This window comes from Streptomyces sp. NPDC013157 (assembly GCF_042899865.1).
GTDB lineage: Bacteria > Actinomycetota > Actinomycetes > Streptomycetales > Streptomycetaceae > Streptomyces.
On the sequence record NZ_JBIBAK010000019.1, the window covers coordinates 1 to 11,878 of the forward strand.

Below are 11,878 nucleotides of genomic sequence, written 5' to 3' on the forward strand. Positions count from 1 at the left end.
TGAGACTTCGAACACCTCCCCCAACGGCACGGGAGCCTCGTGCGTTGCGGGCATCGACTCCGTCACCCGTTCAGTGGCCCCGCTGAAAGACCTCACTGACACGGGCGAGCGACGTCCGGCGGACAAGAAAAAACTGCAGATTGAATAGAAGATCCACCACCCGGCTGTGAGCCGATTCACTCACGATTTACTGGACGGGCCCGGGTGAAACCCTTAGCGTCCGTAAATATATTGCTTTTCATTATGCGGAGACAGTGGCACCGCGCCTAATCTCTCATGAGAAAGCCAGGCGAACGCCGGGAAGGTGGATCAGTGAGCATGGACGCAGTGTGGGTCCGGGGTGTGACCGGCATCCAGATGCACCACGTGACCGACCTTCAGGACGCCGGCAGGTTTCTTGGCAACGCGGCGATGGCACTGCGGGCCGCGCACGTGAGAACCGGCGCCGACCGGTACTCCGGGATCGCCGCCGAGCTCAAGGCTCTGGTGGAGCGAGTGCGTGAGCTGGAGGACGAGGCACGGTCGAGCATGCACGAGCTGCACGCCACCGACCCCGAACGGTTCGTCCGCTGCCGGGACGGCCACGAGCCGTGGCCCGGCGAGATCCCGGCAGGATTCATCCCGCGCCACACCTGCAAGGACGAGTGCCTTTACCACGACCGCCAGGTCCTCGACGCCATCATGCAGTGCACCTGCGGGCGACCGCCGTGCCGTGCCTGCGAGATCGGCGGGAAGCTCTGACGAGCCCCGGCGCTTCCCTGGTGCTTCCCTGACCGAACCGGATCGGGACACGCACCGGGGCCCTAGCCTCCGCGTTTCGCTTGCGGTGGCGTCCGGATTTTGAGCGGAAACGCGAAAGTGCCTTCTGAGCTGGGATGATGAGGCTTGTCTAGGGCTTCTGTCACCACAGCAGGAAGGCACTTTCTGCGTGCACACCACCGGGTCGCGTCCCAAGCTCGTTGTGTCAGCCGACGGTCGCGGGGGGTGGTCAGTCATGCCGGGTCCCGGCTGCTGGCCGATCTCGCCGATGCCACTGGCCTGACCACGGCCTTCACGAGCGCGCTGCGCCATCTGCGACCGCGCGGCACCGGTCGCGCTCCCGGCCGGATCGCCGTAGTCGCTACCAGTCGTGACTGAGCGGCTTCGGACGGCCCAGAGACGGCCCAGCCGAGGGCGCTGCGCGCCCCGACCGAGCTGCCACGGTCATCGTTGCGGTCCACTTACGCGGAGTAGACCGTCCATGGCGATAAGTGTCGCCGCGACGAAGGCGTCGAGGCGATCATTCAGGCGGAAGCGGAACTGGGACCCAAATCGACGGGCGTCTCCCCGCCAGGCCTGTGAGACCCCGGCCGTCCGTTACCAACACATCCCACAGAGGTTTTTCCCCTTTGTTCCGATGGGCACATAGTCAGTGAGACCCCACGGAGGTACCGAGATGAGCGCCGGAGAACGGGCCAGGGCAAAGGCCGAACAGATCGTCGGAAAGACCGTGCGGAAGGCGGCCCACGCGGCGCACAAAGAAACCCTCGCAGCAAAAGGCGCCGCTCTCGAAACACGGGGCAAGATGCGGGGCGCGAAAGAGCAGGCCAGGGGCTCCTTCAAGCGCTGAGCGCGCTACCCGTCCCCGGAACGACCGAAGGCCCAGGGAGAGGAAAACAACCTCTCACCTGGTCCTTCGCCGTTCAGAGCGGGCGGCGGGAATCGAACTCGCGTAGCTAGTTCGGAAGATCGCGTAACCGGATCTGGGCTGACCTGGTGAGACGCTGACCTCGGCGTTCCCGGGTCGTTAGCCGACGTTCCCCGTTGGTCCCCGCCTAGTGCTGCTCGATCGGGCACGTAAGGGGCACGTGGGCCTCTCCCGCCCTTCTAGGGTGAGTCCGACCCGGCGGGGGCCTAGTTGGCGGTCACGCGGCCGTGTGGGACTGCCTCGCTGATGCTGCGCTGACTGCGGAGCCGGAAACGAGGACCGCCGACAGTGCGGTCAAGTTGGTCAGAACGTCTTGGACCTGCGTGGCGGGAAGACAGATGACCACGATGATGACGAGAACAGTGGCCCAGTCGCGAGGGCGGGTGATTGACAGTGGGTTGGTTGGGGTCACACTCATAGCAGTACCTCCTAGGTGCTCGCCTACCGATTGCTGCTCTCGCCGGGAAGCCTGTGCAGCAGTCGGTGGGCTTTTGCGTTAGTCCACTGTGGTGTGGGTCTCCCCGGTGTGACAACGGTCGATAAGCGTGACCTAACCCAAAGCCGGTGCACGGGGGGCGCACGGAACGTGTGGTTCCGGCTGCTGCTTCCCGTGCGGGCGGCGGAGTCTCAATGATCGAGTCAAGCCGACGGGGCGCCGTTCATCGGTTGAGAACGGCGCCCCGTACGGCGCTTGCCTCAGGTTGCCCCTCCCTCCGAACTACGGGCGGGGAGGTCGCTGAGGTCTCCTGGGCCGGTCAGCCGGTTGCGTAGAGCCGGTGGCGGTCGGCCGTGGTCACAGTGGTTGCTGTACTTCGCTGCGGTACAGCCGATGATTCAGCTGACTGGATCTTCAGTTTCGCTGCGTGGATCTTCGCTGGGTTCCGACTGCGGGTTCCAACCAGCACTGTTGATCCTTCTCGTGACCCACTACCGCAGGCGGCGCGACGACCACGGAGACTGGCATCCCGCCGTACAGCGCAACCTTTTCAACCGCATGATCGGCCAGCTCTACCACTGCCTCCAGAACCACACACTGTTCGATGAGAGTACGGCCTTCCCCACCGAACTCCCGGTCGCCGCTTGACCTGCCAATCGCCTGAGGTGTCTATGCGGTCGGAGCACTAGACGAGTGGATAAGGAGATCCTGGTCGTGTTCCTGCCCAAGTGCCCCGACACCCCACCCCGCCGCCCGCACACACCCACGCCCCGACCACCCCGGCCCCCGCCCGGCCCGCGCTCCCGGCTGTCTCCGTCAGTACCGGCGCTGTCGTCGCCGTGCTCACGGGCGGTGTGGTCCTCACCGCGCTGCTGACCGCCGTCGCCGTCTCGGCCGTCTCGGTGGCGATCGCCGCAGTGGTCCTGCGCTCCCTGCTGCGCGAACACAACCGGCGCTGATCCCTCTGCCCCGACCCCTGGGGCGGCCACGACACCGCCAAGCATCCGGCCGCCCCGGGGCCCGTCACTCCTGACCGAGCCAGCCAGAAGGAGCCAGCCATCTTCACCCGCACCACCCCGCCCCCGCTCCGCGAACTCACCAACCTCGCCGCAGGCGGCACCCTGCCCGGTATCCTCCGCCGGCTCTCCGGCCTCGGCGGCTGCACCAACCCCATCCGCCTCGACGGCCACCGCACCGAATACGACCTCGGCACCACGACGGGCGAGATCGGCCCCATCCTCCAGCACCTCGACAAAGGCCCCGGACCATGATCGGTCCGGGGCCTTTTGCCTGGTGCCCCCGGCAGGATTCGAACCTGCGACACCCGCTTTAGGAGTTTCCTCCGGACGGGTCTGTGACCTGCGGAAACACCGACTGCATGCTTCCTGGGCCGGGAAAACGCCCCTCTGCAGCTCGCACGTGTTCACGGTGTTTCCCGGCCTCATACGTGCCGAATACGTTTCTGGCCGGCTGGCTGCCGCGACATGGCGAATCCGGAAAATCGGCGCCCGTTCCACGAGGAGTAGCGTGTAGAGGGCGAGGCGAGTCCCGTGATCGCACCGATTCCCGAAGACGGATGATCCTCAGGACCGGCTCCGTGCACGGCCTGTTCCCCGGCGTCTGCCCAGTGCGGTTCACAAGGCCGTGCGGCCGGGGTGTGCGCTGCTCCGGCTGGAGACCACGGAGTCGCGCGAAGGCGTCCTGGACGGTGCGTGGTGGCCGCGGTCGCGGGACATCGGTGCCGAGCTGCCCGCGCTGCTGAGCGCCCTCACCGGTCATCTCGGCCCCGTCACGCGCGTCGGGCTGGACACCACGGCCTGGGAAGGGCTCCCGACACGGATCGTCGTCAGACGACCGGGTGGTACATGTCGACTCCTTTCCGCTGGGCGACGACACCGTGCTGATCACCCGAGGCGACCAGGACATCTTCTCGCTGCTGGTGGTTCCGCCGGACACAGCACCCGAGGCCGCCCACGCCGCGATGGCCCAGGCCGTCCGGGCCGACAACGTCACCCAGGCGGATCAGATACTCATCGACACCGTGAGCGCGCAGGCGCCGCCGGAGTGAGGTCAGCCGCGCCACTCCACCAGGAGCAGCGTCGCGTCATCCGTGGTCTGTCCGCCCCGCGCGCGCTTGAGCGTGTGGGACAGGGAGCGTGCCACCGCCCGGATGCCGCGGCCGGTTCTCTCCAGCTGGTTCACCCAGCCGATCATCTGCTCCTCCCCGAACTCCTCCTCCCCGGCATCGTGCTCCTCGATCAGTCCGTCGGTGAAGCACAGGAGACGGTCCCCCGGCTCCAGCTTCATCTCGCTCGTCAGCGGCTCCGGACCCCCGAGGCCGACAGGGAGGGTCGTCGGACCGGTCAGCCGCAGTGTGACGCGGTGATCACGGACGAGCATCGGTGACGGGTGCCCGGCGTTGACCCACTGGAGATGTCCCGTCGTGGTGTCCAGCTGCAGCATCTGCGCGGTGACGAAGTGCTCGGGGCCGAACTGGTCCGCCACGGCGCGGTCCATGAAGGCGTAGATCTCCGGCAGTCCGGTGCTGGCGCGGCGGGCGTGGCGGTAGGCGCCGATGGCCACGGTCGCCATCGTGGCCGCGTCCAGTCCGTGCCCCATCGCGTCGATCATGGCCACGTGGAGGACGTCTCCGTTGAGGGCGTAGTCGAAGCTGTCGCCCGCCACGTCATAGGCGGGTTCCAGGATCCCGGCCACGGCGACCCGAGGCATGATCATCGCCAGCGGTGGCAGCAGAGCCCACTGGATCTCGGCGGCGACGCTTATCGGTTCCCTGCGTCGGACACCGAAGAAGAGGTCGGAGTAGCCGTGCTTGGTCACGAGCAGGTCGGCCACTAGGCCGGCGATCCGGTGGAGTATGCGGCGCTCGTCGTCGTCGATGCTGTCCAGCGTCACCGCCATGACCCCGACCTGGTCGCCACCGTCCAGGAGCGGCAGGAAGATTCGCACGCCGTCGTCCTCGGGCACCTCGACGGAGTGAGCGTCGAGAAAACAGCGGCCCGCCTCGGACTCGTCGATCACCTGCGGTTCTCCGTTTGTGAGGCCGTCGCCGGGCAGGGGCACGAGCAGCAGTTGGCCGTAGTCCTGTAGCAGCACCTGCGGTCGGCGACCCCCTAGCCGCTGCACCACGTCGGTGACCAAGGGCCCGATGAGATGGGGCGGCAGTTCATGCGCCCGATCGAGGATCTCTCCCAGCAGAGCTTCCCCGAAGCTCTCGGAGCGGTCCGCAGGCTGTCCGGCCGTCATCCCCTCACCCGCCATGATCCGAGTCGATCGGAGCGGCGGGCTGGGACGGCGCAGGGTCTGCCAGTGTCATCGCTCCGTCGAGGGGTCGTGGGCGCCCCCGGGCGTCGGCCCCGTCACCCGGGCCCGTCCGGATCGGGCCTCTCACCTGAGTCCGGACCCTCCTTCTGACTCCCATGTGTCCTGTCCGTCGAGGCCGCTCTCGGCGAGTGCCAGTAGGTGCGGAGCCAGCAGTGTGTTCCCGGGGTCCGCGGCAGCGGTCAGCAGCCGGGTGGCCGCTCCGGCCGGCTCGTCCGGGGGGATCACCAGCAGTTCCCAGCGCCCCACGGTGCCGCAGTCCACGGTGACGGCATGCGCCTCGGCGGCGAGGTCGGTCAAAACCACCTCGATCACGTGGCCGGGCGCCATCACCTCCTGCGGGGCATCGGGCCAGGCGGCGGTCTCCACGGTCACGCGGGTCACCGTGCCGATGCTCGGATCCAAGGAGCCGACCAGCGCGGGCAGTTCCAGTTCCAGTGCGTCGCAGCGCGGCCACCATGCGCCGTCCAGCGGGCCATGGCTGACGTCCGGCGTGAGGCGCAGCCGGGGCAAGGGCATCCGGTAGGAGTGTCCGGCGCCTGGCGCCGTACCTTCGGCGGGCTTCGTGATGGCGTTCATCATGCGAATCCCATTCCGGGCGGCTTGCGGCTGCCCACGTCTGCCACTCGCCGGGAACGGCGCCGCCGTGATCGTGCGCCCGAGAGTTCTCGGTACCTGTCAGGCTACTCCCGGCCGTGGCAAGCGGCGTGGTGTGCAGCCCTCGCGTGGAGAGGCAGAGAGCCGTCTCGTCGGGACACGTCCGTACGGCGGGCGACGGGTGGCATGACCGCCCCGGCCGGTACGACCGTCGGCTCGTCGCTCCTCTGCCGGATCACCGGCGTGCCGAGGGCTGCCCCTCGACAGACAGGGTCAACACGCAGGGGTTGACGGGGCCGGGCAGCCCGACGACCTCACCCAGGTTCTGCCAGCCCCAGAACGAGAAGGCGGCTTGTCCTGCCTGGTCGGCAGGGTGCAGCAGGGTGACCCCGAGGGAGGAGTGCAGGTCTGTGAGCAGACGCTGTTGCAGGCGGCGGGCGATATCGCGGTGCTGAGCGTGCGGACAGGCCACGACCTGGGTGAGGACGACGAACCGTACGCGGGAGGTGAGCCGCTGGATCATCTCCTGGAGTGTTCCGTCGAACCCCCGGCGGGCCGAGCCGTCGGTACCCACCGGAAAACCGAAGGCGCAACCGACCAGCACCGTCGTCTCGGCGACCAGCAGGGCGAAGCCGGGGCGGTGGGCGGTGACCGCCAAGCGGCGCAGGAAGTCTCCGCGGTCGTGATACGCCTCGCCGGCGGTGCCCGCGACGGACTCCGCAGACAGGTCCGCGATGTCCCCGCGCATGTCCTCTGCCTGCCAGCGGGTCAGCCGGCGAAGCCGGATCCCGTCCCTGAGGACCGGCTGATCCGGCCGACGAGCGGGGTCCCCGGGCGCCCGCGGCGCGGTACTCATGAGGCCGCCGGATGCGGCGGCCGGCACGGGACTCACGGGGGCCGTAAGGAGCAGCGAAGTCGATCCGGTGGTATCGAGGAGCCGGGTGATCTGCGCACACGGATGGTGCAGCCGCAGGCGAGCGTGGACCCGGCTGGCGCGCCGTGATGCCGACAGGAGGACGTCCAAGCCCCTGGCGTCGCAGGAGCCGACCGTGGTCAGGTCGATGTCGATCTCGGTGACACCGTCCAGCAGACACTGCTCCACCGCGGCCCGCAGCAGCGGCGTCGTGGCCGGCCCGATGTCGCCGGCGAGCGTGACGAGCGTCCGCTCTCCTCGGTTCCGCCGATGGATGTCCAGCCGGGAAAAGGCCATCACGCCTCCCCTCGGCGGGGTTGGGGACCTGCCTGGGCGCTCAGCGCGACCCCTGCCCTGATGAGCTCGCGCCGAGTTGCTTCGACCGCGGCGGACATGATCCCGACCCGTCTCCGCGCCGGCGACTGGGGCGGCCCGGATCCACTCGTCTCTCGCCGAGGACGACCCGGCGTGACAGCCGGAGTGCGTGATGCCCTCGGTACTTCAACCGTACGTCGGCCGCAACCGAAGCGGCTGAGCCGGAGGACGCGCGGCACGGTGGGAGCCGCGTCACCCCACGGGCCGTTCTCCGACGTCAGAACGGTGGAAGAGGCACCTCACGGGCCGAGGGCCGACGAGGTAGCGACGGGGACACCACGTCACCCCTGCCCCTGTCGCGGGTTCATACCTGATGCACCGTTCCAGGCACCGCTGCACGCCCATTGGTCCACGGCGAACGGTGCTACCGGATGCGCGCCGCCCCGGACACCACACTGGCCGCCGCGCCGTTCCCCTGAACACGGAGCACAGCGCTGCCGCCCGCCATCGAAGCCGGACGGCAGAGCGGGCGGACGAATTGAATGCCAGCTCACTTCCGAACCCGCACGCGACGCGACCTCCGCTCACCGTGTCGCCGAACCCGTCCGAGCGAACTCGCGGGACTGGTACCGAAGATGCCATTGATGGAGTGGTGTATCGACGGCCACTCGGGGATCTCGTTCCGAGGCTGTGCCGTGAGTTCGGTGGGCAGGATGGACTTGTCGGTTCCCGACTCGATCGGGTGGAGGCGGGCGATGGCCGGCAGGTCGTGCTGGGCGGCGTCCAAGTGGGATGCCGCCTTCGGGAACTTGGCTTCCAGCGCGTCCAGGACGTGCCGCATCTGTGCTTGCACGGCGTCGGCGTCGGGCTGTTCGAAGACGGTCCGCGGCAGGCTGGCCAGCCACGGCTGGGCCGACCTGGGGACAGGGCGGCCCGGTAGTCGCCGCCGAGGAGGCGGATCGCCGCTCGTCGGCGGCGCAGCGCAAGGACCTGCTCGCTCTCGGAGCCGAGGGCGAGGGCCGCGGGTTCGATGACTTCGCCGAGCACCTCGGCGGCCTGCGTGAACCGCTCCTCCTCCGGCAGGCCGTCGGAGTGGGCGTACGCCTCTTCGATGTCCTCGCGCAGCCGGGCGGGGACGGGAACCTGCTGGGCCCCGGGGAGGACGGATGTCGGCGTCGAACCGCCGGCGGCGGGGGCCTGGGCGCGAAAGGGTGACGGAACACGTCTGTCGGGTCGGGCGCGCCGGCCGGCCCGGCATCGGCCGTGCCGGGCTCCTGGCCTGGCGGCGGGAGGAACGGCAGCAGCCGCGCGTACACCTCCTGTGTGTCGACGGGCCGCGCCTCGGGCGCCGTGCGCAGCAGGTGCAGGACCAGCTCCTGCAGCGCCTCGGGGACGTCCGGCCCCAGCCCCGTCCTGTGTCCGTCGGGAGGACGGGGCGCCGACCGCGTCGGTTGCCGGCCTGTCTGTTCGATGCGACGTTCGGACGTGGTTCCGTCCACGACGGGTCGACGGCGGCTTCCCGGATGCATGCTGGAGGGACCGGAGGGAGTCTTCCTCCCGAGGGGAGCCGGAGTGGACAAGGACACGGACGCTACAGAGGGCGCCGGGGACGGGGCGGCGCCCCAGTTCCGGTTGGACGAGCAGCTGCAGGACATGCAGGCCCAGATCACGCGAGTGCGTTCCGCCCGGGAGCGGGTGCACGGACTGCTGGAGGCGGTCCTGGCCGTCGGGACCGATCTGGACCTGGGTACGGTGCTGCGGCAGATCGTGCGGTCCGCAGTCACCCTGGTCGATGCCGAGTACGGGGCGCTGGGCGTACTGGGCGAGGAAGGCGGTCTCGAAGAGTTCGTCACGGACGGGATCGATGAGAAGGCCCTCGCCGCCATCGGGCGCCCCCCGGAGGGCCGGGGCATCCTCGGACTGCTGATCCGTGAACCGCGCCCGCTGCGGCTGGCCGACCTCAACGAGCACCCGGAGGCCGTCGGTTTTCCGGCCGGGCATCCGCCGATGCGGACTTTCCTGGGCGTTCCCCTCCGGGTGCGCGAAGCGGTGTTCGGCAACCTGTACCTGACCGACAAACGCGGTGGGGCCGAGTTCGACGCCGATGACGAGGCGGTGCTGGTGACGCTGGCCGCAGCGGCCGGGGTGGCGATCGACAACGCCCGGCTGTACGAAACGGTGCACCGCCGTGAACGCTGGCTGGCGGCCAGCGGCGAACTGACCCGCAGCCTGCTGTCCGGCACCGCCCCGGCCGAGGTCCTGGACATCTTCACCGCCACCGTCCGGGAGATGGCCGACGCCCATCTGGTCGCCCTCGCCGTGCCCGTCCCCCGCACCGGCGACCTGGTCGTGGAAGCCGCCGCGGCCCCGGACGCCGACCGCGTACGCGGGCTGGTCCTGTCGGCCACCACGTTGGCCGCGAAGGTCTACAGCTCCGGTGAGACGATCACGATCAGCGACTGGAATTCCGACCCTCGGACCGAACACGACACCGCCCTCATGCCGCTGGGGCCGGTCTTCCTGGTCCCGCTCGGCACCCCCGAACACGTGCGGGGCGTCCTGCAGGTCGCCGGTCTCCCCGGTCGTTCCGCCTTCGCCGACGCGACCGTCGCCATGATCGCCGGATTCGCCAACCACGCCGCACTGGCCCTGGAGATCGCCGAGCACCGCCGCGCCGCCGAACAGCTGCTGCTCCTCGGTGACCGTGACCGCATCGCCCGTGACCTGCACGACCTGGCCATCCAGCGCCTGTTCGCCGGAGGACTGGCTCTGCAATCGGTCCTCGCCCAGGTCTCCGACCGCCCGGAGGCCGCAGAGGCCGTCCAACGGGTCGTGGACGACCTCGACGGCACCATCGGGATCATCCGATCGACGATCTACGCCTTGGGGCAGCGTGACAGCACCGGGCACACCCCCCTGCGGGCGCGGCTGGTCGCCGAGATCGGCGAGGCCGCCCCGCCCCTGGGGTTCACTCCCGCCCTGGGCATGACCGGCCTGTTGGACACCCGGGTCGCCGACGACATCGCCGACCAGTTGCTCGCCGTGCTCCGCGCAGCCCTCGCCGACGCCGCCCGGCACATCCACGTCACCGCCATGGACGTCACGGTCGAGGCCACCGCCACGCACCTGAGGCTGCGGGTCTGCGACAACGGCCGCGGCGTCGACCCGGCTCGCGCCCGGCGCAGCGGACTGGCCGCCCTCCGCATCCGCGCCACGGAACTCGGTGGCACCCTCACCGTCGACCGGCACCGGCCCACCGGCACCACCCTCGACTGGACCGTCCCCCTGCCCGCGGACAAGGGCTGACCTCTCGCCTGTGCGGGGGCCGCCACGGTGGGGACCGTTCGGCCCATGCGGTGTGCGTCCACGCCGGGCGATGCTGGACACACGGCCGGTCCCGATGCCCCTACGGCATCGGGCACCCGGTGCCGGTGAATCGCGCTCCTCGCGACGGGACACGAGCACATCAGGAGGTGCTCGCCCCCTGGCGTCACGTGCTCCGCCGACCCGTTTCCCAGGACCTCGCGCGAACGCCGCGGTCCTCGTCCCGAGGAGCCTTGCATGCAAGTCCTGATCGTTCTCATCGTCGTGGTCGGCCTTCTGGCCCTCGTGGCGCTCGCCATGGCCGTGAAGGTTGTCAAGCAGTACGAGAAAGGGGTGCTGTTCCGCTTCGGCCGACTCGTCGGAACACGCTCCCCCGGGCTGCGGTTCATCATCCCGTTCGTCGACGTCCTGCACCGGGTGTCGCTGCGGGTCGTCACGATGCCGATCCAGTCCCAGGGCATCATCACCAAGGACAACGTCAGCGTCGACGTCTCCGCCGTGGCCTACTTCCGCGTGGTCGACGCCGTCAAGTCGGTCATCGCGATCGAGAACGTGAACTCCGCGATCGACCAGATCGCCCAGACCACGCTGCGCAAGGTCGTCGGCCAGCACACCCTGGACGAGACCCTGTCCGAGACCGACCGCATCAACCTGGACATCCGCCAGATCCTCGACATCACCACCGCCGAATGGGGCGTGGAGGTCACCCTGGTCGAACTCAAGGACATCCAGTTGCCCGAGTCCATGAAGCGCGCGATGGCCCGGCAGGCCGAGGCCGAGCGGGAGAAGCGATCCAAGATCATCAACGCCGAGGGAGAATCCCTGGCCGCCGCCGCCCTGGGCGACGCCTCCGACACGATGATGGCCCACCCGCTCGCCCTGCAACTGCGCAACCTGCAGAGCCTGGTCGAGATCGGCGTGGACAAGAACACCACCGTCGTCTTCCCGGCGCCGCTGATGAGCACCATCGGAGAACTCGGCTCCTTCCTCGCCCGTGAAGCGACCGCGGCCGTCGCCGCGGTGCCGCCGTCCCCCGCCACGGTGCCGCCGTCCCCCGCACCCGTACCGGCCCTCGGGACTCCCGCCACGGTGCCGCCGTCCCCCACCGCCGTACCGGCCCTCGGCCTGACCGACTCCGCTCGCGTGCCGGCACCGAGTGGGGCGACCGAGACCAGGTGAGGGCCCCTGTGGCCGCGAGCCTGCGGTGACCCACGGCGCATGTCCGCCTGCCGGGTCACCGCAGGGTGATCCCCTTCCCTGTCCGCGC

7 protein-coding genes, 1 tRNA gene and 4 pseudogenes are annotated in these 11,878 nt (G+C 69.5%); 8 read left to right on the forward strand and 4 right to left on the reverse strand.

Annotated features, from left to right (window positions below):
• The first annotated feature begins 318 nt into the window (after positions 1 to 318).
• From ACFY6U_RS41360 to ACFY6U_RS41380, 5 genes and pseudogenes are all read left to right on the forward strand, one after another.
• Entirely contained in the window at positions 319 to 741 is a 423-nt protein-coding gene (locus ACFY6U_RS41360; RefSeq protein WP_351484741.1) for a hypothetical protein, read from the forward strand.
• 157 nt (positions 742 to 898) lie between these two features.
• Positions 899 to 1,116, forward strand: a pseudogene (locus tag ACFY6U_RS41365) (IS1380 family transposase); the annotation flags it as partial.
• Positions 1,117 to 1,435: 319 nt separating this feature from the next.
• Positions 1,436 to 1,609 (forward strand): hypothetical protein, encoded by a 174-nt coding sequence (locus ACFY6U_RS41370; RefSeq protein WP_390046796.1) that lies wholly within the window; start codon positions 1,436 to 1,438, stop codon positions 1,607 to 1,609.
• Between the two features lie 1,003 nt (positions 1,610 to 2,612).
• Positions 2,613 to 2,771 (forward strand): annotated as a pseudogene (locus ACFY6U_RS41375) (IS110 family transposase); the annotation flags it as partial.
• Positions 2,772 to 2,837: 66 nt separating this feature from the next.
• Positions 2,838 to 3,082 (forward strand): annotated as a pseudogene (locus ACFY6U_RS41380) (SpdD protein).
• A gap of 332 nt (positions 3,083 to 3,414) precedes the next feature.
• Here the strand turns inward: ACFY6U_RS41380 and ACFY6U_RS41385 are convergent.
• Positions 3,415 to 3,494 (reverse strand) — tRNA-OTHER (locus ACFY6U_RS41385).
• 273 nt (positions 3,495 to 3,767) lie between these two features.
• On the opposite strand from ACFY6U_RS41385, the pseudogene ACFY6U_RS41390 reads away from it, so the two are divergent.
• Positions 3,768 to 4,191, forward strand: a pseudogene (locus ACFY6U_RS41390) (DUF5994 family protein).
• Between the two features lie 2 nt (positions 4,192 to 4,193).
• Here the strand turns inward: ACFY6U_RS41390 and ACFY6U_RS41395 are convergent.
• From ACFY6U_RS41395 to ACFY6U_RS41405, 3 genes are all read right to left on the reverse strand, one after another.
• On the reverse strand, positions 4,194 to 5,387 hold the full coding sequence (locus ACFY6U_RS41395; protein ID WP_390047124.1) for a PP2C family protein-serine/threonine phosphatase: 1,194 nt from the start codon (positions 5,385 to 5,387) through the stop codon (positions 4,194 to 4,196).
• Between the two features lie 141 nt (positions 5,388 to 5,528).
• Positions 5,529 to 6,044, reverse strand: a complete 516-nt coding sequence (locus ACFY6U_RS41400; protein WP_390046797.1) for a DUF5994 family protein — start codon at positions 6,042 to 6,044, stop codon at positions 5,529 to 5,531.
• A 250-nt stretch (positions 6,045 to 6,294) separates the two neighbouring features.
• On the reverse strand, positions 6,295 to 7,269 hold the full coding sequence (locus ACFY6U_RS41405) for an STAS domain-containing protein (RefSeq protein ID WP_390046799.1): 975 nt from the start codon (positions 7,267 to 7,269) through the stop codon (positions 6,295 to 6,297).
• Between the two features lie 1,671 nt (positions 7,270 to 8,940).
• Between ACFY6U_RS41405 and ACFY6U_RS41410 the strand changes: the two genes are divergently transcribed.
• Both ACFY6U_RS41410 and ACFY6U_RS41415 read left to right on the forward strand, forming a co-directional pair.
• Entirely contained in the window at positions 8,941 to 10,593 is a 1,653-nt protein-coding gene (locus ACFY6U_RS41410) for a GAF domain-containing protein (protein ID WP_390047126.1), read from the forward strand.
• A 255-nt stretch (positions 10,594 to 10,848) separates the two neighbouring features.
• On the forward strand, positions 10,849 to 11,790 hold the full coding sequence (locus tag ACFY6U_RS41415; protein ID WP_390046801.1) for a slipin family protein: 942 nt from the start codon (positions 10,849 to 10,851) through the stop codon (positions 11,788 to 11,790).
• Positions 11,791 to 11,878 lie beyond the last annotated feature (88 nt).